25 protein-coding genes and 1 tRNA gene are annotated in these 25,252 nt (G+C 41.8%); 11 read left to right on the forward strand and 15 right to left on the reverse strand.

The window, feature by feature from the left end:
• Window positions 1-255: 255 nt before the first annotated feature.
• A complete protein-coding gene (locus E4635_RS15340) occupies window positions 256-849 on the reverse strand; it encodes an acyl carrier protein phosphodiesterase (protein ID WP_135527588.1) in 594 nt (197 codons plus the stop codon).
• Window positions 850-977: 128 nt separating this feature from the next.
• Here E4635_RS15340 and glmM point away from each other — a divergent pair, with 128 nt between their 5' ends.
• A complete protein-coding gene (gene glmM, locus E4635_RS15345) occupies window positions 978-2,366 on the forward strand; it encodes a phosphoglucosamine mutase (protein ID WP_135527589.1) in 1,389 nt (462 codons plus the stop codon).
• Between the two features lie 42 nt (window positions 2,367-2,408).
• On the opposite strand, the gene E4635_RS15350 is transcribed toward glmM, so the two are convergent.
• The 4 genes from E4635_RS15350 to E4635_RS15365 form a co-directional block, all read right to left on the reverse strand.
• Window positions 2,409-2,954, reverse strand: coding sequence for a hypothetical protein (locus E4635_RS15350; protein ID WP_135527590.1), 546 nt, complete (start codon window positions 2,952-2,954; stop codon window positions 2,409-2,411).
• Between the two features lie 13 nt (window positions 2,955-2,967).
• A complete protein-coding gene (locus E4635_RS15355) occupies window positions 2,968-3,489 on the reverse strand; it encodes a DinB family protein (RefSeq protein WP_135527591.1) in 522 nt (173 codons plus the stop codon).
• A 48-nt stretch (window positions 3,490-3,537) separates the two neighbouring features.
• A complete protein-coding gene (locus E4635_RS15360) occupies window positions 3,538-5,103 on the reverse strand; it encodes a protein adenylyltransferase SelO (RefSeq protein WP_135527592.1) in 1,566 nt (521 codons plus the stop codon).
• Between the two features lie 177 nt (window positions 5,104-5,280).
• Window positions 5,281-7,458: an Ig-like domain-containing protein gene (locus E4635_RS15365; protein ID WP_135527593.1), complete on the reverse strand. Its 2,178-nt coding sequence runs from the start codon at window positions 7,456-7,458 to the stop codon at window positions 5,281-5,283.
• Between the two features lie 354 nt (window positions 7,459-7,812).
• On the opposite strand from E4635_RS15365, the gene E4635_RS15370 reads away from it, so the two are divergent.
• Window positions 7,813-9,300: an aminotransferase class V-fold PLP-dependent enzyme gene (locus E4635_RS15370; protein WP_135527594.1), complete on the forward strand. Its 1,488-nt coding sequence runs from the start codon at window positions 7,813-7,815 to the stop codon at window positions 9,298-9,300.
• Between the two features lie 20 nt (window positions 9,301-9,320).
• On the opposite strand, the gene E4635_RS15375 is transcribed toward E4635_RS15370, so the two are convergent.
• Window positions 9,321-10,187 (reverse strand): lysophospholipid acyltransferase family protein, encoded by an 867-nt coding sequence (locus E4635_RS15375; RefSeq protein ID WP_135527595.1) that lies wholly within the window; start codon window positions 10,185-10,187, stop codon window positions 9,321-9,323.
• A 94-nt stretch (window positions 10,188-10,281) separates the two neighbouring features.
• Here E4635_RS15375 and E4635_RS15380 point away from each other — a divergent pair, with 94 nt between their 5' ends.
• Entirely contained in the window at window positions 10,282-10,908 is a 627-nt protein-coding gene (locus tag E4635_RS15380) for a rhomboid family intramembrane serine protease (protein WP_135527596.1), read from the forward strand.
• A 48-nt stretch (window positions 10,909-10,956) separates the two neighbouring features.
• Window positions 10,957-11,652 (forward strand): SIMPL domain-containing protein, encoded by a 696-nt coding sequence (locus E4635_RS15385; RefSeq protein WP_135527597.1) that lies wholly within the window; start codon window positions 10,957-10,959, stop codon window positions 11,650-11,652.
• A gap of 114 nt (window positions 11,653-11,766) precedes the next feature.
• Here the strand turns inward: E4635_RS15385 and E4635_RS15390 are convergent.
• Window positions 11,767-11,847: transfer RNA gene (locus E4635_RS15390), tRNA-Tyr, on the reverse strand.
• Between the two features lie 146 nt (window positions 11,848-11,993).
• Complete coding sequence (locus E4635_RS15395) at window positions 11,994-13,112, reverse strand: TlpA disulfide reductase family protein (protein ID WP_135527598.1); 1,119 nt, start codon at window positions 13,110-13,112, stop codon at window positions 11,994-11,996.
• A 117-nt stretch (window positions 13,113-13,229) separates the two neighbouring features.
• On the opposite strand from E4635_RS15395, the gene E4635_RS15400 reads away from it, so the two are divergent.
• Window positions 13,230-13,772, forward strand: a complete 543-nt coding sequence (locus E4635_RS15400) for a hypothetical protein (protein ID WP_135527599.1) — start codon at window positions 13,230-13,232, stop codon at window positions 13,770-13,772.
• Window positions 13,769-13,912, forward strand: coding sequence for a hypothetical protein (locus tag E4635_RS15405; protein WP_135527600.1), 144 nt, complete (start codon window positions 13,769-13,771; stop codon window positions 13,910-13,912). The genes E4635_RS15400 and E4635_RS15405 overlap by 4 nt, the downstream gene beginning before the upstream one ends.
• A gap of 21 nt (window positions 13,913-13,933) precedes the next feature.
• On the opposite strand, the gene E4635_RS15410 is transcribed toward E4635_RS15405, so the two are convergent.
• A complete protein-coding gene (locus E4635_RS15410) occupies window positions 13,934-15,349 on the reverse strand; it encodes an MBL fold metallo-hydrolase (protein WP_135527601.1) in 1,416 nt (471 codons plus the stop codon).
• Window positions 15,350-15,524: 175 nt separating this feature from the next.
• Here E4635_RS15410 and E4635_RS15415 point away from each other — a divergent pair, with 175 nt between their 5' ends.
• Window positions 15,525-17,129 carry a class I SAM-dependent methyltransferase gene (locus E4635_RS15415; RefSeq protein ID WP_135527602.1) on the forward strand — a complete coding sequence of 535 codons (1,605 nt, stop codon included), beginning with the start codon at window positions 15,525-15,527 and terminating at the stop codon, window positions 17,127-17,129.
• A gap of 29 nt (window positions 17,130-17,158) precedes the next feature.
• Entirely contained in the window at window positions 17,159-17,533 is a 375-nt protein-coding gene (locus E4635_RS15420; protein ID WP_135527603.1) for a YchJ family protein, read from the forward strand.
• Here E4635_RS15420 and E4635_RS15425 read toward each other — a convergent pair.
• From E4635_RS15425 to E4635_RS15450, 6 genes are all read right to left on the reverse strand, one after another.
• Window positions 17,530-18,093, reverse strand: coding sequence for a 2'-5' RNA ligase family protein (locus E4635_RS15425; RefSeq protein ID WP_135527604.1), 564 nt, complete (start codon window positions 18,091-18,093; stop codon window positions 17,530-17,532). The two genes, E4635_RS15420 and E4635_RS15425, sit on opposite strands and share 4 nt — an antisense overlap.
• 14 nt (window positions 18,094-18,107) lie before the next feature.
• A complete protein-coding gene (locus tag E4635_RS15430; protein ID WP_135527605.1) occupies window positions 18,108-20,366 on the reverse strand; it encodes a CocE/NonD family hydrolase in 2,259 nt (752 codons plus the stop codon).
• A gap of 98 nt (window positions 20,367-20,464) precedes the next feature.
• Complete coding sequence (locus tag E4635_RS15435; protein ID WP_135527606.1) at window positions 20,465-21,229, reverse strand: phosphatase PAP2 family protein; 765 nt, start codon at window positions 21,227-21,229, stop codon at window positions 20,465-20,467.
• Between the two features lie 136 nt (window positions 21,230-21,365).
• The gene (locus tag E4635_RS15440; RefSeq protein ID WP_135527607.1) at window positions 21,366-21,968 is read right to left on the reverse strand and encodes a PAS domain-containing protein; all 603 of its coding nucleotides are present in this window, start codon (window positions 21,966-21,968) and stop codon (window positions 21,366-21,368) included.
• A 70-nt stretch (window positions 21,969-22,038) separates the two neighbouring features.
• Window positions 22,039-22,893: a hypothetical protein gene (locus tag E4635_RS15445; RefSeq protein ID WP_135527608.1), complete on the reverse strand. Its 855-nt coding sequence runs from the start codon at window positions 22,891-22,893 to the stop codon at window positions 22,039-22,041.
• 22 nt (window positions 22,894-22,915) lie between these two features.
• Complete coding sequence (locus E4635_RS15450) at window positions 22,916-23,515, reverse strand: TlpA family protein disulfide reductase (protein WP_135527609.1); 600 nt, start codon at window positions 23,513-23,515, stop codon at window positions 22,916-22,918.
• A gap of 451 nt (window positions 23,516-23,966) precedes the next feature.
• On the opposite strand from E4635_RS15450, the gene E4635_RS15455 reads away from it, so the two are divergent.
• The 3 genes from E4635_RS15455 to E4635_RS15460 are packed head-to-tail and all read left to right on the forward strand — an operon-like array spanning window position 23,967 to window position 25,243.
• Entirely contained in the window at window positions 23,967-24,719 is a 753-nt protein-coding gene (locus E4635_RS15455) for an SDR family oxidoreductase (protein ID WP_135527610.1), read from the forward strand.
• 22 nt (window positions 24,720-24,741) lie between these two features.
• Complete coding sequence (locus E4635_RS15780; RefSeq protein WP_169630287.1) at window positions 24,742-24,891, forward strand: hypothetical protein; 150 nt, start codon at window positions 24,742-24,744, stop codon at window positions 24,889-24,891.
• Between the two features lie 10 nt (window positions 24,892-24,901).
• On the forward strand, window positions 24,902-25,243 hold the full coding sequence (locus E4635_RS15460) for a YciI family protein (RefSeq protein ID WP_135527611.1): 342 nt from the start codon (window positions 24,902-24,904) through the stop codon (window positions 25,241-25,243).
• Window positions 25,244-25,252: the final 9 nt, after the last annotated feature.

Genomic DNA, 25,252 nt, shown 5'->3' on the forward strand with positions numbered 1-25,252 from the left:
AGTTCGCGTACCTGACTGCCACAGGCAGTCCTCCTCTTAATATCAAATCTTTCTTTAGAAAGTCCTTCACTTTACGTGAAGGACTTTTTTGTTTTAGATACTTTTCAAAGCAAAAATACCTTTGTCCAGTAAATCCCGGGTGAGGGATAGCAGCGGAAATCCTTTTAGGGAACACCTTACCCTAAAAGATTGAAGCGAATAGCCCGGCCCGAAGGGACAACCCCATAAAAAATAAACGGAAATTGTAATAATTATCTAAGAATTATTTAAGGCATTGATTTTTTCCAGGCAGTGCTTTTGAAGTTCGGCAAAAAAGGAAGTAAATTCGCTTTCTAAATCAGAATAATATTCTAAAAGCTCTACAATGGCCTCCTGCATATGGGCGCGGTTTTTCGTGCGATGATCCATTTGAAACAAGATCATTTCAAGCCCGGCAATCGTGGCATAACTCAGCAGCCAATTCCTGGCCATCATATATGGCATCATTCCTTTGGTTTTTTCAGTAAGGACCTCGTAGTTGTCTTTTAAGGATTGATAGAATCTATCTGCATAATTATCAAGTGGATCCGAGGAGTAATGGTGCCAGTTTTTAGCTAAAAAATGATCGTAGAGGATATCCATAATCACACCGGCATAGTGCCCGTATTTTTCATGCAGGCGATGCTTGCTTTTACGATAGGTAGGATGTGCATCTGTAAATGTGTCGATGGCCCTGTGCAGTAAAATGCCTTTTTTGATATCTTCGGGAAAATTCAGATAGTTGTTTCCCCTGATGCCATCGGCCATAAAATTGCCTATTTTCATCAAATCATTATCGCCGGAAAGATAAATGTGTGCGAGAAAGTTCATTTTTTCGATTTACTAATGCCTAAATTCGTATGGCTTTTTGTAAATATATGAAAAAAACTTAGTATGGAAGTCACTTTGCCATTCTCCAACTTTAGTATATTTGTAACTTAAAAATATAAATTTAGAAAATGACATTAATAAAATCAATATCAGGAATCCGAGGTACGATAGGCGGTAAAGTCGGAGACAATCTGACGCCTGTTGATGCCGTAAAATTCGCTTCGGCATATGGCACGTTCTTAAAGAATGGCAATAGTGATAAAAAATTTAAAGTTGTAGTAGGCCGTGATGCTCGTATTTCGGGCCCAATGATCCATAATTTAGTGGTAAATACACTGATCGGCCTGGGTATTGATGTCATTGACCTGGGACTTTCTACAACACCAACGGTTGAAGTTGCCGTTCCTCTGGAAAAAGCAGATGGCGGGATTATCCTAACAGCTTCCCATAACCCAAAACAATGGAATGCTCTGAAATTGTTAAATGAAAAAGGAGAATTTTTAAGTGGTGCAGATGGTGCCAAAATACTAGAAATCGCTGAAGCCGAAGCCTTTGATTTTTCTGAAGTGGATGATTTGGGCGAAATTACCATCAATGATGCATACATGGATATTCATATTGATGAAGTGCTGGATTTGCCGTTAGTGGATGCTGAAGCAGTTGCCAAAAGAAAGTTCAAAGTTGTGGTCGACGGCGTGAATTCTTCCGGAGGAATTGTGATTCCTAACTTATTGGAGCAAATGGGTGTTGAAGTGGTGAAATTATATTGCGAGCCGAATGGCCATTTTCCGCATAATCCAGAGCCTCTAAAAGAACATTTGGGAGACATCTGTAAACTTGTGGTGGAAGAAAAAGCGGATTTTGGAATTGTGGTTGATCCTGACGTAGACCGTTTGGCTTTTATTTCAAATGATGGGGAAATGTTCGGTGAAGAATATACCCTAGTGGCTGTGGCCGATTATGTATTGAGCAAGACACCGGGGAATACGGTTTCAAATATGTCGTCTTCCAGGGCGTTGCGTGATATTACTGAAAAGCATAGCGGAAATTACCAGGCGAGCGCCGTAGGGGAAGTGAATGTAGTAGAATTAATGAAAAAAACCAATGCGATTATTGGCGGCGAAGGAAACGGAGGTATCATTTATCCGGAATTGCATTACGGCCGGGATAGCCTGGTTGGGGTTGCTTTGTTTCTGACTCATTTAGCGGCATTGGATATGACAGTGGCAGAGTTAAGGGCCAGTTACCCTCAATATTATATGAGCAAGAATAAGATCGAATTGACGCCTCAGATTGATGTGGATGCTATTTTGGAAGCGATGACGGAAAAGTATAAAACAGAAAATATCTCAACGATTGATGGTGTGAAAATTGATTTTGCCGAAAATTGGGTACATTTGAGAAAATCGAATACAGAACCGATTATCCGTATTTATACCGAAGCTAAAACACAGCAAGAGGCCGATCATCTGGCTTTGCGGATCATTGAGGAAATCAAGGCTGTTGCCGGATTATAAAAAACAAACCCTGAATTTGACTTCAGGGTTTTTTGTACCGTTTTATTTCCATTGCCAATCTTCTTCCCTGTTGTATGGGATGCCCAAATGGGAAGCCAAAACCATAAGCCTTGTCCTGGCAGCATCGACATTCTCGATTTTAGCTTTAGGCACTATATAGGAAGAGCCGGTTTTTAACTTGATGAACATCAGTGGGGAAATTTCATTAATGGCTTCAATTTCAGTTGTGGCTACTTTGGTTTCACTAGATCCATCTGCCGTAATAAGGGTGTCATCGGTTATTTCCAGTGAGATTGGCCTTCCGAAACGTTCACTGAAATATTCTTTGTTGAAGGCTTCGTAATATTTAATGTAACGTTTCTTTTCCCGGATAGGATAAATAAAATACCAAATGACCGCAAAAAAAATAAAAAACCCGGCTGCAACATAATGTTCCGTCAGTAAGAAATAAACGGCCATCGCCAGATAGAATATAGGGATGAGATTCCGGTTTTTCCACCTTCTCTTTTTGATTTGCGGGGATTTTGAAGAAATATATAACTGATACGTCAGATAGTCTTTTTCGTCATTGCTAAAATGTAATATCATAGTATTTTAAGTGTTATTTCAAAATTCCTAAAAATTCAATCCAAGGCCCCACTTCTTCCTTATATTGTTTGGCCATGACCCGGCTAATTTGTGCCAAATGACCTAAATCATGTGCCACCCAGCAGGACAATAATTGAGAAAGGGTTACTTCTCCCAGCACGGGATGCGCCGCGGTTTTAGCATGATCTTCTGTGGTTAGCTGCTTGCTTTTCAGGATTTCCAGGTTCTTTTCCCGAAGGGTTTTGAACTCGTTTATCAATTGGTCCATGTCTTTTCCTTTGCTTTCCTCAAGCATGGCGAAACGATCAAAAGGAGTGAAGGTTTTTGTGCCATTTTCTGCTAAAATAACCTCAAGTCGTGGAATCCAGTCGGTTTTTTCACCATGGACCAAATGGCCCATAACATCAAAAGGGCTCCAGGTTTGTGCGCCTTCGTTGCTATATATCCATTCCTGGGAAAGGCCGCTTAAAAGTTGTTCCAGCGCTAAAGGCGTTTTTTCTAAAATTTCAATGGCTTTGTTAGTGTTGAATTGCATATCGTTTTTAAAATAGAATATAAAATATCAGGTTGAAATATAGTGGTTTTAGGAACTGCAGGAAAGCATCGAACTTCCAACTTTTTCGCGTGCCCAATCCGGTCTTTTGGCAAACCATTTTTCATATCCAGGTTGGTTGTCATACGGTTTTTTCAAAACATCGTGGATTTCCTCCAACAGGGAATAATCTTCTTTATCGGCAGCTTCGATAGCTAATTGAGCCATGTAATTGCGGAGCACATATTTAGGATTGACCGCATCCATGCTGGCTTTTCGCTGGTTGTCCGAAGCCATTTCTTTATTTATCCGATGGATGTATTGTGTAAACCAGAATATCCAGGTATCGGAAATACGGTCTTTTATTTCTTCCGGTTTGTAAAAGGCATCTTGAACTTTAACCAGTGCTCCTTCAGGAGTATCCGTTTTGGTTATTGTACTTAAATTCCTGAAGAAAAGGGTCATATCTGTTTCGGAAAGCTGCAGGTTCTCAACTAATCCCGTCACTAGTGCGGTATCTTCAGGGTTGTGCAATGCAATCCCGATTTTGCCCCGCATCATTTCAGAATAATCTCTTTCAAACTGAATGGCATAAGCATTTAGGATTTCTTCCAGCCCGGATGTTTCTTCAATCAAAGGGTATAAGGCATTCGCCAATTGGTACAAGTTCCATAAGGCTATTTCCGGCTGATTGACATAGCGGTACCTTTTGTGCTGCAAATCGGTAGTATTGGGCGTCCAATGCGGATTATAGTCTTCCAGCCAGCCGTAAGGGCCGTAATCGATTGTTATGCCGTGGATTGACATATTATCGGTATTCATAACCCCATGTACAAAACCAACCCGTTGCCATCCGATGATCATTTTGCGGGTATTGCCAGCCACAGTTTTGAAAAAATCCAGGTATTTGTCCTTGCCTTCGGAAATGATTTCCGGATAATAGTATTTGATGGTAAAATCAGCGAGTAACTGAAGGTTTTTAAGATCGTTTCGGGCAGCGAAAATTTCAAAGCTTCCAAACCTGATAAAAGAAGGAGCCACACGGCAAACCACTGCCCCTTTTTCATAAGCGGGGTTGCCATTGTAAAGAATATCCCTAAGGACACTGTCTCCCGTAAGCATTAAAGAAAGCGATCTTGTGGTTGGAATGCCTAAATGGTGCATCGCTTCACTGCACAAATGTTCGCGGATAGAGGAGCGTAAAACAGCCAGGCCATCGGCATTTCTGGAATAAGGTGTTTTCCCGGCGCCTTTTAACTGCAACGTGTATGACTGGTTTTTGTATTCGATTTCCGTCAGGTTTATGGCCCTCCCGTCTCCCAATTGACCGGCCCAATTGCCAAATTGATGCCCGGCATAGCACATGGCATAAGGCGTTGTCCCGTCGAGTATTTTTTTTCCTGAAAAAACAGCTGTAAATGTTTCAGACCGGATATCTTCTTCTGTAAGGCCTATCATGGCTGCTGTTTCAATTGAAGCGTGAATCAGTTTTGGATTGGATGGTATTGTTGGCAAAACATATGAAAAGCAGGCATTGGCCACTTGCCTGGTTGTATTTGAGGTATCAGCATCTGCCGGAAGTTCAGCGGTAAACCTATTTTTGATCGTAAGATTCATGGTTTTCAGAAACAAATGGCAGTTGGTGCCTTTGTCACTATAAAGGTAGCTGATTTTTGGAAATATATCGCCATTGAACGACAGCGGATTATTTCAAAGACTTGCTTTTAGCAAAAATAAAACCCCGAATTTGCATTCAGGGTTTTAAAGGCATTGCATTAGTATAAGTATTGTATATTATGGGGCGATAGCAATAGCAGCAGTATCTCCGGCGTCGTATTCACGCAGGATCCTGCTTCCGTCGGTATGCGTGGCGCTTACGTGCAGCACTTCGGCAAAAGCGGCCAAAGTACAGGTACCGAGCATAGTAGCCAACGGGATGTTGTTTTTTTCATATTTATCTTTGATGACACCACCTACAATGACCGGCGATATGGAGTATCCGTTATTCGGGACAGTTACCGAATCTGCTGCATTTGCAATGCCTACCGGATTACTGTTTCCTTTGGTGACTGCAAAACTATAACTGGCAAAATCATGTTCCTGCCCTGCAAGAAACCGTAAAGCGGCAAAATCTCCAGCTTTGTTGTTGTAATGCCCAAATCCGCATTCGGTGTCTGTAGTGTTGCCATCTACCAAAGCGTCGAGTACATCTGCATAACATTTCGTATTGTCAATCCTCATCTTAAATGTAAAACGGCTGGTTTTTCCTGCTACGTTTACAACATAGTTTTCCGGTAAGCCATCGGCAATAACAGTAGAAGGGCCTGTTGATAGTTTGGTATCGACAACAAACGTATTGGCGGGAACGGAAACCACATTTCCGGCATTGTCCAGCAATTCGAAAATGAACTCGTACAATCCGTCGGAGAGGTTCAATGAGTTGATATTTATGGAAGCGGTATCCTGGTTCCATTCCGCGGTAGGTTGCGGCACATCATCAGAGGCTTCCACATGCGGGATTTTATACCTGGGAATGCCTGCTGCGTCATAAATCGGCCCCAGCCTGAAACTATCGGAAGCAAAAACGGTCCCATCGGGCGTTTCGACTTCATAGGTATACGGTTTGGCTACTTCGCCTTCCAGCATTTTGATACTGCTGATATCATTTTGCAGGTAGCCGTCTTTTAATTTCCTGAATTTCCAGCGATAATGTGTTACGGATGCGTTCGGGAAACCGCTTCCAAACTGGACCACAAAAGGGAATGACGAACCGAAAGGAGACGTTTTGTTGGAAGAGGCAAAATTAGTGAGCCCTACTGCATTGGCTAAATGGCCCGAAGCATTTTCATTTTGCTGTATATTCCGGATACTTACACCGCTATTTACCCGTTTCATCCATACGATGGCTCCCGGTAGCGGATCGCAAACGCAAGGTGTTACCCGCGGATCCGTGATACGGATATTGATGTTCGAGCCGCAACTGTAATTCCAGAAAGTGTTGCAGGCAATGCGAGGGCGGTATACCGTAACCCATTGGCCATCAATTAAGGTTTCCACCCAAATATAAATATCAGGATGATCTCCCAAAAGGTACAGCAGCATTTTGTAGTCAAACTGGCCATTGCAATCTGTGGTAACCGTTGCAATTGGGTCTGTTTTGTAAAACCAAGGCCAATACCAGGGCCATAAGCATAAATAAGGATGGAAAAGAGTAAAATTATTCCTTAAAGAGTCACTGAATACCGAAATCGAATCCGATAATATCGCATTTTGGACCTGAAGCGGGAAAACGGGTAATTTTGCCTGCTGGTTGATTATTTCGCTGCGTTTTACAAAATCGGTCAGTTTGGCATCTATGCGAGTGTTGATCAAAGGAGTCAAATCCCGTAAAGGTTTTGGAAAACGGATCGGGCCACGGATTGGTCCTGGAACCGGATCGGGCAGTGATATTGGTTTCCGGATGATTTCCTTCAACCGCCACCACAAATCAGTAATGACTTTGTCCGGGATTTGCGGCCAGATGATTTTTATGGGATCCACTTCACAGATATGAACCCTCGCATTGCACACAGGAAGCACTTTATTGATACCGTCAATGGTAAATGATTTGGTCAATGTACCGGTAACATGGCACCATTTGAACGGTAGCGGATGGATGATAGGAGGCAATAATGGCAAGTTGATCGCATTGTTAAGCCCTAACCTTGCGGAAGGTTGCCAGGCACCCATTTTAAGAAGTGTTTTTTCGGTTATTTTCCGTTTGCCGGCTTCAGCTGGTACCGCTGGCGCGATGAAAATCTTTGTTCCCTGAATTGATTTTGCTTCTGCCTTAAATTGAGCATCACCTCCTTTAAAAGGTGCTGATTCAATAAGTTCTCCTTCACCATTTACCAAATACGCCACCAGCGCGTCTGCATTTTTAATGTCTTCTTTCCTTGCTCTTATGGTTACAAGGTTTTTTTTCTCAGCCATGATTTAAGTTGTTTTTTTGCCTACTCTTGGATCGGATTTTCGGCATGTTCCGTCAACGTTTGCCAAATAAACCTGTCAATAATAATCCGGTTTACCTGAAGGTTGGGGGAACATTAAAAAGGGGGAAGGTGAATTTCTTTTTTTCGTTTAGAAATTTCCTGTTAAAATTAATTTGCCGGAAGAGAATATTCTTATGGTTTTTCCTCAAAAAATATTAAAGTTTATATGTCAGATAATCAGCTGTTTATATGTAATTATTGAATTGTTGGATTCATCCATATTTAAAAACAATTTGCGTGGCACTAGGTTTGGATTCCACAAAAAGCCATATATTTGGAACCAAATTTCAACACAATGATTGCAACAGAAAAAGGAACTCAATTAGAGCATTATTTTCAACAGTTTCGCCAGAATATTATTGGGATTGAACAAAAATTCCAGTCTCCTTTCGGCGAGCAGAAAATCGTTTATACCGATTGGACGGCAAGCGGGCGTTTGTATCGCCCTATTGAAGAGAAAATGATGAATCATTTTGGCCCTTTTGTTGCAAACACTCACACTGAAACCACGATTTCCGGCACTGCGATGACTATGGCATACCATGAAGCGAGGCATATCATCAAGCACCACGTAAATGCAAACGATAACGATATCTTAATTAATGATGGTACGGGAATGACGGGTGTTGTCAATAAATTCCAGCGTATTTTAGGGCTTAAGATACCGGAAAATTTAAAAGAGTTTACGGCAATTCCGAAAGAAATCAAACCGATTGTCTTTATTTCCCATATGGAACACCATTCCAATCAGACGTCCTGGCTGGAAACCATTGCAGATGTTGCAGTTATCCCGGCAGATAAAGACGGCCTGTTTTGCATTAAGGAATTTAAGAAACTTTTGGAACAATATAAAGACAGGAGCTTTAAAATCGCATCGATTACTTCTTGTTCGAACGTAACGGGCATAAAAACACCATATCATGAAGTAGCGAAGATCATGCACCGCAACAACGGTGTCTGTTTTGTCGATTTTGCCTGTTCCGGCCCATATGTTGAAATTGACATGCATCCGGAAGACCCGGAAAGTTATTTGGATGCCATTTTCTTTTCTCCTCATAAATTCTTAGGTGGCCCGGGAACTTCGGGAGTATTGATTTTCAATAAAAACCTATACAAAAACAATGTGCCTGATTGCCCTGGAGGTGGAACCGTTTCCTGGACAAACCCTTGGGGTGGCCATAAATACATCGATAATATTGAAGAGCGTGAAGACGGAGGGACACCAGGTTTCCTTCAGGTAATCAAGACCGCTTTGGCCATTCAGCTGAAAGAGCAAATGGGTATCCACAATATTTTGGAAAGAGAACACGAAATCGTAACCTTTGTTTTTGAGCAATTGGGAAGCATTGAAAACATCAATATCCTTGCCAAGGAACATCAGGACAGGTTAGGGGTTATTTCCTTTTACATTAACGATTTGCATTTTAATTTAGGTGTGAAAATACTCAATGACAGGTTCGGCATACAGACCAGGGGAGGCTGTAGCTGCGCCGGAACCTATGGCCATTACCTGTTACATGTTGATGAAGCCACTTCACATGACCTTATTTGCCAGATTACGTCGGGTGACTTAATAAAAAAGCCGGGCTGGATCAGGATGTCTATCCATCCAACCACTACCTCGGCAGAAATCCAATACGTTTGCGAAAGCATCCAATCTTTGGCAAAAAACCACAAAGAATGGTCAAAAGATTATATTTATAATGCCAAAACCAATGAATTTATCCATAAAAATGCCAGAAACCTGGAAAAAGAGATGGTAAAATCCTGGTTTTCAATATAAATTGACATTTACATTTGTTGCTATCTTCTGTGTTTCCAACGCTTGTGGGTCCATAAGTAGTATTCAGGAGCCTCGTAAATTTGCTCTTCCACACGTCTTAGGAATTGGTCCGTGATTTCATAATTTGGGACAGATAATGGATTTTCCGAAAGGATTTCAAAAGTCCCTTCATAATAGCCGCGTTTTACTTTCCTGGTTTTCATAAAGATGACATTCATGTCAAACCTTTTAGACAGCATTTCTGCGCCGGTGTGTACCGGGACTTCAATTCCCATAAACGTAGTCCAGTGCGGTGCATTTGGCTTTGGCGACTGATCGCTTGCAAAACCGTAGGTTCCTAATTTGTTAGCCCTGAAATTGGCTTCAATGGTAGGGATTGTTTCTTTTGTTGTGATGAGGATCGCCTTAAATCGGGATCGGATTTTACGCACCAGTTTGTCAAAATGGCGGTTGGCTAGTCGTTTGTATATGCCGTAACCGATAAATTTGGTATGCAGGTTAAGGGAAACAGCCCATTCATAACTAGCATAATGAGCACACATCAAAGCCACGCTTTTTCCTTTTTCTTCCAGTTTATTTAGGACTTCCAGGTTGGTAAGTTTGTATCGTTTGTTAATCTGTGAATCTGAAATCGTCATGGTTTTGATCATTTCCAAAAACATATCGCACATATGGCTGTAAAATTTCTTTTCAATCGTACGTCGTTCTTTTTCTGAAAGATGCGGTAAGGCCAACGCCAAGTTTTCGCGGACTACTTTTTTCCTGTATCCTATGATATGGTATACCAGGAAAAAGATTCCATCGGAAAGAATGTACAAAAGGCGGAAAGGAAGTATTGAAATGAGCCAAAGGATCGGGTAGAATATGAGGTAAACGAGTAACTGCATAGGATAAATTTTTAGCAAATATACTTCTTATTCTGCTTTTGGGAGTAATTCTATATAAAATGGTTTTAGTATATTTACTATCAAAATTTTAGGTATGAATACTTTCCTGGTCGCCATAATTGGTGCAAATGTCCTCTTTAGTTACAAAGGTTTTACAGATATTTCTTTTTTCAGGAAATTTGAATTTCACATCGGAAGCATCCGGGCCGGGGAACAGATCAGGATGGTTTCGTCAGCTTTTCTGCATGCAGATTGGGGCCATTTGTTCTTTAATATGTTCACATTATATATGTTTGCCCCAGTGATTATCGGTTATTTGGGAAGCTTTTCTTTTTTGATGATTTATCTTGGAAGTTTGTTGTGTGGGAGCATGCTAACGTTTTTCTTCCATCAGAATGATTATAATTACAGGGCTATCGGTGCTTCAGGAGCGGTTACCGGGATCATTTTCAGTGCTATTTTGCTGGAAGATAATTTGTATGTTTTCGGGATTATCCCCGGATTTGTGTACGGATTCCTGTATTTATTGTCGTCCATTTACGGAATGAAAACAAAAAAGGACAATATTGGGCATACCGCTCATTTTGGAGGCGCAATAGGCGGATATATCATCACGTTATGTAAAAACCCGTCCATGCTCACGGAAAACACATCGACAGTATTGCTTTTGGCAGTACCGATCCTGCTGCTTTTTGTGCTGGCCAAGCTGGGGAAAATTTAGTTTGGCACAGCATTTGCAATACCTAGAAAAATCAAAATAATCAAACATATGAAAAATTTAGTAGTAACATTAGTAACACTTTTTACCGTGATGACATACGCACAAGATCAAAAGCAACCCATCCCGCAAATCAATGTGGCCGGGGAAGGAAAAATAAAAGTAACGCCAGACCAGGCTGTCATTACATTAGGAGTTGAAAATACAGGGAAAGAAGCATCGGAAGTAAAGAAAGCGAATGATATCATTGTTGAAAAAGTAATCAAATTCATCAAGCAGAACAATATCCCGCAGGCAGATTTCCAAACGACAGCTGTCAACTTGTATAAAAATTATGACTACGAAAAGAAAAAATACAATTATGTGGCCAATCAGACGATTTGCATTACACTGAAAGATATCAAGAAATATGATGAGTTCATGATGGGGATTACAGACACCGGTATCACCAATATCAATGGGGTAGAATTCAAATCTTCAAAATTAGAGCAACATCAGGCGGAAGCCCGCAGAAGAGCTATGTTGGACGCCAAACAAAAAGCAACGGATTATGCTTCGGCTTTAAGCCAAAAGGTTGGTAAAGTGATTTTGATATCGGACAACAGCCCAAGTTACTTTCCGCAACGTATGTATAAAGAAGTAATGATGACAGCAGGAGCCGCAGATTCGGCTATGCCAAGGGAAACATTGGCGGTAGGAGAGATAGAAATTACCGCTAATGTCCAGGTTACTTTCCTGTTAGACTAAAAATACCAGATTCCAGAATAAAAAAAGCCACTTACAATAGTGGCTTTTTTTTGTTTAAACGTATAAAACCTGAAAATACAGTATATAAAAAAACCACTCAATTGAGTGGTTTTGTGGGGAGAGCAGGATTCGAACCTGCGAAGTTTTCACAGCAGATTTACAGTCTGCCCTCGTTGGCCGCTTGAGTATCTCCCCGTAAGCGGTTGCAAATATAAAATTGTTTTTTGGGTTTCCAAACAAAAAATAAAGAATATTTTAAGGTTTTTTGTAACTCTTTGGAAGTAAACAAAATAAAAAATCCCCAAATCTGGGGATTTTTTATTTTGATATGAAATGACGTATTATTTCGCTAATAATTCAGCTACTTTGGCTTTCAATTCGGCACCGTGAAGATTCTTGGCAACGATTTTTCCGCTTGCATCAAGCAGGAAAGTAGCAGGAATACTTTGGATACCGTATTTAACAGCAATCGGGTCTTTCCAGAATTTCAGGTTTGAAACCTGCGTCCAGGTTAATTGGTCTTTTGCAATGGCTTCTTTCCATTTGTCTGCTTCACCTTCCCTGTCTAAAGAAACACCGATAATGTTTAGTCCTTTTGCGTGGAATTCGTTATATAAAGCCACTACATTTGGATTTTCCTGACGGCAAGGAGCACACCATGAAGCCCAAAAATCGATAATGGTCGCTTTGCCTAAAGATTGTTTCAAGGATACGGTTTTCCCGTCTGGGGTTTTGGCCGAAAAATCCGGAGCCGGTTTGCCCACTTCAACTGATTCTGAATCCTGTAGTTTCGTTTGGATACGTTTTCCCGGTTTTGTTTCTTTTAAATCAGCATCCAAAGCATCGAAATATTTTTTGATTTTGTCCAGTTTAGGATCCATTTCGTTAAACATTCCTTCGATCAATAAAACTGACAAGAATGATTTCGGGGTTGATTCTACATATTTATAGTTGTAATCCATGAAATCCTGCTGGAATTTAGCATACTCTTTGCTCAACCTGTTCATGGTCACAGTATCCATTTTTTGCTGGGCCTGTTGCATGATTGGTCCGTTTTTTTGCTGGAATGCCATCATTCTTTTTTGAATTTTGTACATCTCGGCATTGTATTTATGCAATTCGTCATTGTTAAAAGTTCCGGTAAGTTTTGCGTTAGGGATGCTGTCCTTGTTCACTACGGCTTTGATGTCCCCTTTTTCAACTACTACGATAAATCCGCCTTGTGTGCCGTCGAAACGGATACTGTGGATTTCAGGCTCATCAGCCTTACCTTCAAAAGTAAATTTACCTTTTTCGATTTTTACGGTATCTACAGGAACAACTCCTTTTTCAGGATCTTGCCTTTCAAGGAAAACACGGGTTCCGTCGCTTAATCCATTAATTTCTCCATTAATTTCATATCCATTTCCTCCACAGGATAATAATAATCCGGAAAATGCAATTACAAGTATTTTTTTCATGTTTTTAAATAATTTGTTACAAAAATAGATTTTTTATTTATTTTTTTGTTCTTAGATGTGCACAAAATACGTTATTTTGTTGTTAAAAATAAAGAATAATTTTACAAACTGCCAACCATGCCAAAAGTGTTCAGACCACACCCGGAATCATTCAAAAATACCTTCTGTGTTTTTAGGGAAGTGGCGGTAAGCGAAGTAGCAAACCGGGAGCCTGATTTTACCAGTAGTTCGGGAAGCCGTTATTTTTATACCGAAAAAGGGATGTACCGGTTGGCAAACCATTGGGGAAGGCTCGCCAATAGCAAATGGCGGTTGGTTTCCCAGATGGAATCGGAAGGGAAAATCAAGCTGGGATACGCCAACTGGTCTGAGTTTTATCCGGATAATGACATTGAAAAACTATATTACCTGGAAGCCGATTTTGAGAAGGGAACCATTTTATACCAGCATAAAAACAATCCGGAATATGATGGAAAAGCAGTCTTGTGGGATACTTCCGAAACCAAAAAAAGGCTCAGGCAAGCCAGGAATATCTTAACTTTGACGAATTGGGCTTCCTATTTTGAAAACGATGCTATCGAAATGTTACGGAAAACCATCATCACAGAACTGATTTATACCAGAAAGACCCTGGACGAAATTAAAAGAGATGCACAATGAGCAGGAATAACGAAAAGAACATCAAAAAGCACAACGACAAGCTGCACAAAGCCAAGGAAAAGGTAAAAAAGGCAAAATCGGAACGTGAAGCCCAATTGAAAGCCATTATAAAAAAATACAACGAAGAAAATCCTAAATAATCTTCGTTGCATGTCCATTTTTTATTTCATCATTTTGCTTTGGCAAACGAAATTGGTTTTGGGGATACCGGTTTTGGCTATGGCATTGAAACCGCCTTCAATCTCGGTAAAATTCCTGTAACCTCTCGCCTGAAGTATCGATGCCGCGATCATGCTTCGGTAACCTCCGGCACAATGCATGTAAAAATGCTGCTGCGGATTGATGTCCTTAATCCAGTCGTTAATGGCGGCCAAAGGCTTGTTGTAAGCTTCTTCTATATGTTCTGCGGTATATTCGCCTTCTTTGCGGATATCGATAACGGTGTGGTCCGGAATACTGATTTCATTGGCAAACGCTTCCGCAGAAATACGTTTTACGGTATCAATTTCCTTGCCTGCATTTTTCCAGGAATCAAAACCGCCCTCTAAGTGCCCGATGACATTATCGAAACCAACACGGCTCAAACGGGTAATGCTTTCTTCTTCTTTCCCGGTTTCGGTTACCAATAGTATCGGGGTATTTACATCCGCGATCAGGGCACCAACCCAGGGAGCAAAATCCCCGGCAATACCGATGTTGATAGCTTGCGGAATATATCCTTTGCAGAAATCGCCGCTGGCCCTTGTATCGAGGATCAAAGCACCGGTTTCTTCTGCGGCTACTTCAAATTCGGTTGCAGATAATGGGCGCATGCCATTGTTGAGAATGTTTTCGAAGTTTTGATAACCGGATTTATTCAGGGCGACATTCATTCCAAAATAGGCGGGAGGAGGCGTCAGGCCGTCCAATACTTCGGTTATGAATTCGGCCTCGGTCATAGAACTGCGGAGCGCATAGTTTTTTTCCTTTTGTTCCCCTATGGTAGAAACCGTTTCCTTGCTCATGTTTTTGCCGCAAGCGCTTCCTGCTCCGTGTGCCGGGTAAACAACTACATCATCTCCCAGCGTCATGATTTTTGTCCGTAACGAATGGTATAAGGTTGCCGCCAATTGCTCTTGGGTCATGGTTGCGGATTTTTGTGCCAGGTCAGGCCTTCCCACATCACCTATAAATAAAGTATCACCGGAAAAAATAGCATGGTCTTTTCCATTTTCATCGATAAGCAGGTACGTAGTGCTCTCGAGCGTATGGCCCGGAGTATGTAAGGCTTTTATCTTGATATTGCCAATTTCGAATACCTGTTGGTCTTCTGCGGTAATGGTCTCGAATTCAGGATTGGCCGTAGGGCCATATACGATAGGTGCATTGGTTTTTTTGCTTAAATCCAGGTGGCCCGAAACAAAATCAGCGTGGAAATGCGTCTCGAAAATATATTTAAGCGTGACATTATCTCTTTGTAAACGGTCCAGGTAAGGCTGGATTTCGCGCAAAGGGTCAATAATGGCAGCTTCTCCGTTAGAAGTGATATAATAAGCTCCCTGCGCCAGGCATCCTGTATAAATCTGTTCTATATGCATTGCAATTGTTTCTTTTTGATAACACAAAAATAGGATATATATTTCATTCCGTACCTTAAAATTTCATTAACAATCCGGGTGGTTATATTTATTTCAGGGGATTGAAAATAGAATTGTAAGATTAAGATTGCTATTCGGATAATTTTGTTAAATTTGAGCAAACAGCCACTTTTTTATGATCGAAAAAACAGAACACAGAAACACCATATTTTCCCATTTAGACGGACTGGTGACCGCGCCTGTAGCTTATGCCCTCCACAAAAGCGGGGTTTTGGACACATTGCTCCAGGAAAAAACAGTCACTTTGGCCGGTTTGGCCAGCCAGTATAAAGCCAATGACGGTTACCTCAATGTAGCGTTGCGCGCACTTGCCTCACAAGGCTTCCTGGATTACGAATTGGACAATGCAACCCATGAGATAACAATAAGCACCAATTCCAAAAGTGCCTATGCCTTCTCTCTTTTCCCGATGTATAAAGATGTGGTATCGCTTTTACAGCAAACGGATCTTTTCACTTCGGTGCATATTGCCACCAAATCACTCAATCAGCTGGACGCGGTTTTTACCAAATACAAAAACCATTTTGGGGTTGTTTTTTCGGATAATGCCCAAGAAAAGGCATTGCAGGAGCAGGTATTGATGCATATTGAAGGTTATCTGACAGGGCCGATCATCGTGAGCCTGGGAATGACCGGTATGTTCCACAAATATTTTATGGAAACCTCTTTCCGTCCCGAAGAATTCCATAAAGAGCCGGAAGTTTTTAAAATCATACTCGATTTCTTCACGCACCTCAATTGGTTCACCCAGAAAAACGGCAACTATCAATTTACCGAAACAGGCCTTTTCTTTGCCAAGAGAGCTACGGCTTACGGCGTAACGGTTTCATACCTGCCGATGTTCAAGCATATGGATGACTTATTGTTCGGCAATCCTTCACTATTGCGGAATATCGGAAAAAATGACGATGAACTCCACGTAAACAGGGAAATGAACGTATGGGGAAGTGGCGGGGCACACACGACGTATTTTAAAGTTATTGACGATATTATCATAGAATTGTTCAACAAACCCATCCAGGAACAGCCGAAAGGTATTTTGGATATGGGATGTGGCAACGGTGCTTTCCTGCAGCATATTTTTGAAGTTATAGAACGTCAGACACTGCGCGGTAAAATGTTTGATGAATATCCGTTGTTTTTGGTCGGAGCCGATTATAACCAGGCGGCGCTCAAAGTGACCCGGGCCAACCTAATCAAATCCGATATCTGGGCCAAAGTCATCTGGGGTGATATCGGCCGTCCGGATTTGCTGGCACAGGACCTTCAGGAGAATTATAATATCGACCTGAAGGACCTTCTTAATGTGAGGACTTTCCTGGACCATAACCGTATTTGGTCTGTACCCGAAGTAAAAACAGCAGGAAGGATCAGCACTTCAACCGGTGCATTTGCACACAGGGGGAAACTCCTGGATAATAATGAAGTAGAGGATAACCTGCTGGAACATTTCAGCAAATGGGCGCCTTTTGTACACAAATACGGGCTTCTTATGATTGAACTCCATACGGTTGCACCACAGCTTACAGCAGCGCACCTGGGCAGGACAGCAGCAACAGCGTATGATGCCACACATGGTTTTTCGGATCAGTATATAGTTGAAATCGAAGTGTTTACTAAAATCGCCGCGGAAGCCGGACTGCAACCGGAACCCGCTTATTTTAAGAAATTCCCCAATACGGATTATGCCACAGTGAGTGTTAATTTGTTGAAAGGATAAATTTTTTAAACCTTCAAATAATCAATAGTATGCCTTATTGTCATTGCGGTTCGGACAAGCTTCTTTCCGATTGCTGCGAACCTTATATCTTTGGTGCCCAAAAAGCGGCCAGCTCTGAAATTTTAATGCGTTCCCGGTACACGGCGTATTGCCTGCAGCGGGTTGATTATCTTTTGGCGACTACACATAGTAGTACCAGAAAGTACCATGATAAGAAGGAAACAGCAGCATTTGCCTCCCAAAACCATTGGATGCGGCTTGAAATCATCAATGCTTCGGGGACTGTTGTAGAATTCAAAGCTTATTACCTTGATAACCAACTGCAACCGAAAACCCATCATGAAAAATCCACTTTTAGCAAAGAAGGGGACAGCTGGTTTTATGTGGATGGGGAATGGTATTAAAAAAGGCTTCCCTGGACAGGAAACGCTGAGGTATTGCTATGAAATAAAAAGGTATCCGTTACTTCAAATTGCTTTTTCTCCGGATTGAATTTCCGGATCACGACACTGTGGCACACAAAGTTCATGTCCAGGGTTGTAAATAACTGGTGTGCGGTTTCTATTTTTTCAGGCGTAAGCTTCCGGGCTATGGACAGGTGCGGATCGCTGCTTTTGAATTTAGCCGGAACCCGCAATGAGTCATTAATGCGTTTCATGATTGTTTTTAAAGCCATTTTAGAAGCTTCGTCGGGTGAGATGAAAAAAGCGCCGTTAGTAGGATACGTGCCAAACCCTTCAAAATGTATTGCTACAGGTTCTAAGGCATCACAAATTACCGTCAGTTGTTTTTTGACGTTGGCCAATAAATTCTCGTCGGCTTCAAATTCATTGATGGTAATATGGGCTACCGAATTTTTACTGTTAAACCATCCAATCGCCACTGCCAATTGTTCTTTCATAGATTTTACCAAAGCGATAATTTCCCCGGACGGATGTATGGCAACGGAATATAAGGATTTCATACAGTTATTTTAGGTTATTCAAGGATGGGAAGGGTAATGGTGCTGTTGGTATACCATTTTATTTCCATCGGTACGGCGGCATCGGCTATGGTCTCATCGCTCACATCTTTTCCGGTACCGTAGTTTATTTGCCAGTTCGGGTTTTTATTCACTCCTAGGACCACTACGATTTGGCTGCCTTTTTGCAATTGTTTCGAGGTTATGAACGTCTGGTCAATGCGGATTGTTTCGATTGTATTGGGTTTTAGCAATTGCCTTTTGCTCCTGTCCTTTGCATAACTGGCCCTTTGCAAGTTATTGGCCAGCGCAAAATAATGCCCGTCAGGTGTTTTTTCGTATAATTGAATCACGATATCCATGTCTTTCTTATTGGTGCTCACCTTCAATGCTGCAGTGAGTGAACCGCTTATGGCAAAAGGCTTCTCGATGGGTTTGCTTTCAAAAACAAGCAATTGTTTTTCTGTTTTTAAATCCGGGCTGGAAATAAGGGGAAAACCGCATACATGGGCATCGGTATAAATATTCGCTTCGCTTCTGTCTTTGAAATCAATGGTCTGGGAAATGGCTGCTGCTTTTTTAGGAGCCGTTGGTGTTAACCTATTTTTTGGACCTTCTGCCGCCAAATAAAAAGTAAGTGACCGGTTGTGCATTTGGTCTAAGGAGGCAACATGTTTCCATTCGTTTTTGCCCATGACCTCGAAGTTTACCTTATCCTTTAGGATTTCAGGACGTTTGCCTTCTTTTAAGATATAATCGAACCATTCAAAAACAAGGTCGTTTATAGAAATATCAGCTTTTTCATCAATGGTGTAACCCCCCAATTCCAGGCTCGGCTGGATTTGTGCACCGCCATGGTCGTATGGGCCGATTACCAGGTAATAATTATCGGATTTATTCCATTTTTGGTATTGTTTGTAATAGTACATGGCGCCCAGCTGGTCGTCATCATAATAGCCTGTTGTGCTTAAGATCGGGATGTTTATACGGGCAAAAGCGTCTTTTTGAGGGGTCATATTTTGCCAAAACGCATCATAATCAGGATGATCGAGCCATCTTTGGAACAACATTGAAGGATTTCCTTCCAATTGATCCAAAGAACGGAAGGCGCTTCCCGTTTTAAAGTACTGTGTAAAAATCGTTTCCCATTTTTTGCTGTCGCCAAAATCGGCCGAATTTATTAGCTTATTGTCGGCTATAAAATGGATCCACCTCAAGCAATAGCTCATAAAAACACCGTTTTGCATCGGAAAATCGATACCGGCCCCTACGGAAACCTGAGGTACGATTGTTTTTAGTGCGGGATGTACTTTTTTCATGGCGCTCCATTGGCTGAAACCCAGGTAACTGCCGCCATACATGCCTATTTTTCCGTTGCACCACGGCTGTTTGCTTACCCAATCAATAATAGAGTAGACATCGTCACCGTCATGTTCGTAGGGTTCGATCGGATCGTTGCTCAATCGTTTTCCCCTGGTATTGGCCACAAAACCCGTATAGCCTTTGCTGACAATCCTTTTGCATAATTTCAGGTCTATTCCGGCATAGATATTATACATCATCACAACAGGCTGGGGTTCTGTTATGGCCTTGTCGCGTACCATAGTCCCGGCAATGGTGCTGCCGTTGGGAAGGGTAATGATGATGTTTTCGTCAATCGTATATTTTTCCTTTTCATACGTATCCAATATTTTTTTGCCTATGGCTGAGGTCGCTGTAGCGGAAGTATATGCGGCATAAATCCTGCACAGGCTGATGGCATCCTGGATCGTAATGCTGTCATTGGCCCTGGCGTTTTCCAGCTGAAGGTCATAACTTGATTTGACATCGGTTATCGGACGGCCGTAATAGGTTTCCGCAATGGCCTGCCCTTTAGTGCTTAATGCGTTATAGATTTTGCCAAATTCAATTGTAAAGGCAGCTTCGAATTCGGTTTTAGCCTGCGGATGCCTGAGTGCAGTATTCGCGTATACCCTAAAAGGGAATCCCATTTCCCTGTTCTGTAAACTATCTCCTGAGATTTCCTGGCCCAGGGTGTTCAAAGTAGCTTGCATCTCCTTATACCGTTGCGCCGTAAACTGCAACATATACAGGTTATCCAAATACGTGTTCCGGTTTTTTTCCGCATAGGCGGCAATAACTTTAGTAGCCAGGACAGGCATATTCTTAGCGGTAGTGATGCTGTCCTTATAATTGATTTTTGGGAAATAGAGCTTCTGTGAAAATCCTATAGCAAATGAAAACAGGCACAATAGCAGTAAGAAGCATTTTTTCATGGTAGGTAAGAAGGTTATAGTGTTTTTCAAAAATAGTAATAAAGTTCTTACAGTTATTGGCTTTGTGTTTTTTTTAAGATTTTCGGATGCAATCGGCTTTAGAAACTTTTCACAAAACAAATCCCCACCACTTTCCCATCATACGAAGGAGCAATAAAAGATGTGCTTTTCGTTTCTTTTGAACCAAAAAGGGTACGGTTTAAGTACGGATGGATCCAATACGCAATCTTCGTACTCAAAATGCCTATTCCGGCTCCTGCGGCCACATCGGTGAGCCAATGCCTGTTGTTGTACATCCGGAACAATCCCGTCCCTGTGGCTACGGCATAACCGGCAATCCCATACCAAACGGATTTGTCCTTGTATTCCTGGTATAAAAATTCGGCACCGGCAAAAGCTGCCGCGGTATGGCCGGAAGGGAAGGAGTTATTCGATGTCCCATCCGGGCGTTCTATGTGCGTGACTGATTTCAGCCCGAAAACGGTACCGCTCATAATCACATAAGAAGTAACCAGTATTACAGACCGGTCCTTGAGGTTGTTTTTTCCTTCCACCCCAAAATTATTGAGCGCATAAACAGTCACCGCCGGGGCCCATCTCGAAAAATCGTCAATAGTGGTTTTTTGGTCGATGTCGGTTATTTTGTCCCGGATCTGATGGTTGAAGCTCTTGATCTGGCCGCTTTCCATTCCCCAAATGCCATATCCGATAAGGGCTGCAGGTATAATAACCTGCTTGTAATGGAATTTGATATTCGGGACCAATACCGTGTCTGCAACAATACTGTCCTTTTGCGCTATTTCCTGGGCGAAGCACGACAAAGGCATAGAACATAAAAAAACCAGTAAAACCATTTTCCTCATAAGCACTGTTTGAAAAGAATAAAGTTAAATATACTTATATTTTAATTAACCGGCAAAGGCAAATGGTTTTACAGCAAAAGAAAAGGCGCCCGAAAGCACCTTTTTTCAAAAATTCTCCACAACTATAGCGTACGGATTATTTTTTAGTCCCGTTTTTCTTTTCAAAGATGCCGGTAAAAAAACCTTTCTTGATTTTTTCCTTATCGTCTTTTCCGGTAGTCAGCAGGTGGTCAATATATTCCATGTAGGTCTTGTTGCGTTCTTCCAGGAACCCGATGAGGTATTCCTCGGAAGCCGAAAGGCCGCTCACTTCTTCAATATGCAGCAGTTTTTTATAAAGAGGTTCTATAAATTTTACGATAATATCTTCAGGAACCGTTTTGCGTGTGCCAAAGTACCCCGCTATTTCGCCATCGGCATCCGCTATGATCTTAAAATCGGTAACTACCCAATAATAGCGGCCTGTCTTGGCCATATTCTTGATAATGGCATGGATATTCTTGCTGGCCTTGATACTGTCCCATAAAAATTTGAAGATCACCTTCGGCATATCCGGGTGGCGTATGATGTTATGAGGCTGGCCTATGAGCTCAAATTCGTCATAACCGGACACATCGATAAAATCTTCGTTGGCATATAAAATGGTTCCTTTGGTATCGGTCTTACTCAACAATACTTTGTTTTTATTCCAATCTACTTCCCTGTCAGACGGGGTTGGGCGTGTGATTCGTATTTCCATAAAATAATTAATTTAGAATTAAGTTGTCGCTTTTTTAAATAAAGGGTTTGCTGTAGGATTCTTCAAAAGATTACGAAAGCCTGCTGACCGATTTGCCGTGGATGTCATTCACCAAACCGTCAATTTTTTGGGTATTTTCCCTAATAAGGTCAAAATAACCCAAAAGGACTTCGTTATCGGTCTGTTCCTTGGATACATCAATCAGGTTCAGTACCGAGTTGACCGGGGAACGAAGGTCCAGTGCTGTTTTATGGATATAGTTGTTGAATTCGTTATTGGCAGACATCGAACTGTATTTGGCCGAAGCCAGTTTGATATTTTCCAATTCGTATTCATCGGATATTTTCGAAATATGGACCTCGCTGTGTTGTTTGAAATAGTACGACCAATAGCCATTCATGATAAATACCACGGCAGCCAGCACCACATGGATCAGGAAGGTTTCCAGGTCGAAATTAACCTGCGAAAAATAAATCTGGGGGCCGTTCGGGTCGTTATACACATAATTCTGCAGGTACGCCAACCCTCCGTGATGTGCCACTACCAAAAGCGTAAGCGGGATCTGCAGTTTCCAGTTCTGGTAAATGATAAGGATCGTACTGGCAATAAACACGGTAAAATGCATTTCAAACATACCGTGCATCTGATAGATATACTGGGCCATAAAAACAGCCAGGACAACAGCCAGGATGTATTGGTACAGTTTTGATTTTTTGAGGAAATATTTAGCCGAATAATACGCGATGAGGTTTAACGCGCCAACCCCAATACCAATCTCCCAGGTATCATATTTAAAGGCCAAAGCAACCCCTAGAAGGAAATAAGCCGCAAGGACATAATTGATAATGGTATCCGATTTTTGTGTCATAGTCGACATAAAACTGTGAAGGTAATCCTGTTCGTTCAAACTTGCTTTTGTTTTCATACTATTAGATTAAGGTTAGGTTTTATTTACTGCATTTTGGCAACGAGCATCCGTATGTCCTCAAGGCTAATGCGTCAAACGAAGGATTGCTGTTTTGGTTGAGTAAGGAATCTATGGCCATTTGGGCATAATTGCTGCTGGCATCGGTGCAATACCTGGTTTTGTTGTAATTCCCACGGTAGTATAAGTTTTGCGAAGCGTCTAACAACACGGCTTGGGGCGTGGCAAAAACACCACATTTTTGGGCTATTTCCTCTTCAAAAAACACCGGGACATCCGCATCGAATTTGTCCTGTATTTCCTGTACCGTAAAATTTTTCTCCTTATTGAGCACCACGATATTGAAATCGATCCTATCGCCGTATTTTTTAATCAGCCCGCTTACATGCGGAACGTTAAAACGGGAGCAAGGGCAATCAGGATTAAAGAAATGGATGAAGACCGGCCTGTTTTTGAGTATTTCTTTCTTCCCGAAATCAATGTGCGTGCCCATCGCCACATCATGGTAATTTTGAGGAACCGGCGTGGGAAGGCTGTATTTGTATTCATTCTCCCAAAATAAAAATGATATGCCGCCAAACAGGATGCAGAGCCAAAGGGCAAGAAGTATTTTTCTCTTCATAATCGGGTTGTTTTGGGTTGGAAATCAAGTAATACGCACTGTTAATTAATTTTAGTAAAACAATGATTTTAACTATTATACACACACTATATTTATGATAATACTATTATTTGAAAAATAACGATGCTTTTTTTGTTAAAAAAATTCTTATATTTCACTATATCAATGTTACGAATAAAATCGATAAAATGCAAGATATACCCTACAAAAGCTTTAAAAAAAATCACACACCATCTTTTTGATTTGTTTTTTGAAAAAAATACGTTAGTTTTTAATGTTTGTAAGCATCTGATTTTTAAACCATTGGATATATGTGTTGTTTTTTTGGTAACTTTATCAAAAGAATTGCCCCAATTTGTCCAGATACAGATACCCCGATTGTCATTGAAGTGTACCCATTCTCTTAAACGGTACCAATACAGTACTCTAACATTATAAAAATGGCATGTTTATGAAAATCGTAATTATCGGAGGCACTGGCCTCATTGGATCAAAACTGGTAACGAATCTCCGCGGATCGGGCCATGAAGTTATCGCAGCTTCCCCTTCATCAGGGATCAATACCATAACAGGCGAGGGGTTGGCAGAAGCGCTTGAAGGCGCACAAGTCGTGGTAGATGTGGCCAATGCCCCTTCTTTTGAAGACCAGGCCGTATTGGATTTCTTTGAAACTTCAGGACGCCATCTCCTGGCGGCAGAAAAAGCTGCCGGAGTAGGGCACCATATCGCTTTGTCCGTAGTCGGGACAGACCGTCTTCAGGAAAGCGGTTATTTCCGGGCTAAAAAAGCACAGGAAGACCTAATCCGGGAAGCAGGTATTCCGTATACCATTGTACATTCCACCCAATTTTTTGAATTTGCCGGCAGCATCATGCAGTCAGGGATAAAAGAAGGAAAAGTACATATGTCCCCGGCACTTATCCAGCCTATCGCATCCGATGATGTGGTGGCTGCCATGGCTTTGGCCGTAACAGGAAAACCCGCAAATGGCATTGTCGAAATTGCCGGGCCTGAGGTACTTCCGCTTGACGGATGGATCCAAAAACATTTGGCTTTGAGCCAGGATCCGAAAGAAATCATATCCGATCCGCAATCCCGGTATTTCGGGGCGGTACTTCAGGAAAAGACCCTTCTGCCCGGAAAAGACCCGCATATGGGCTCGATCCGTTATGAGGATTGGTTCAGGAACCAAAACAAAACATAGTAATCCTTAAAGATGTAATACCATGAAAACAATTTTTACTGCCCTTTTCAGGTTGCTGACAGGCAAACCGGTTGTTCCTCCGCCAAAACACCACCATGACCAGAATGAAGGTGATGAAGGTATTGATGATGCTGTCCGCAGCAAGGAGCAGAAACCCGGGCCGAAAATGTAACACCTATCTTATGAGCAGATTTTTAATCCTGATCCATGACGACCCGGCCGGCCGGCAAGAATTCCTGTCGCCCGAAGAAATGCAAACCGCCATACAATTGTTCCGGGAGTGGATATCCCGTATTGCCGTTAAAGATAAATTGATGAACCTGCCCGGAATATGGGACCTGGAAAGCTGCCTTATCCGGCAAAACCCGGAATTCCCTAAAGAGCTTGATTCGGAAATGAGGCCTTCCATCGGAGGGATGTTTTTGATGAAAGCCGGGAATTACCAGGAAGCGGCCGCCATCGCAAAAGAATGCCCGGCACTGCAGTATGGCGCTGTCATTGAAGTAAGGATGGCCATCGAATAATAATAAATA

The organism is Flavobacterium humi (assembly GCF_004745595.1).
GTDB classification, from domain to species: Bacteria; Bacteroidota; Bacteroidia; order Flavobacteriales; family Flavobacteriaceae; genus Flavobacterium; species Flavobacterium humi.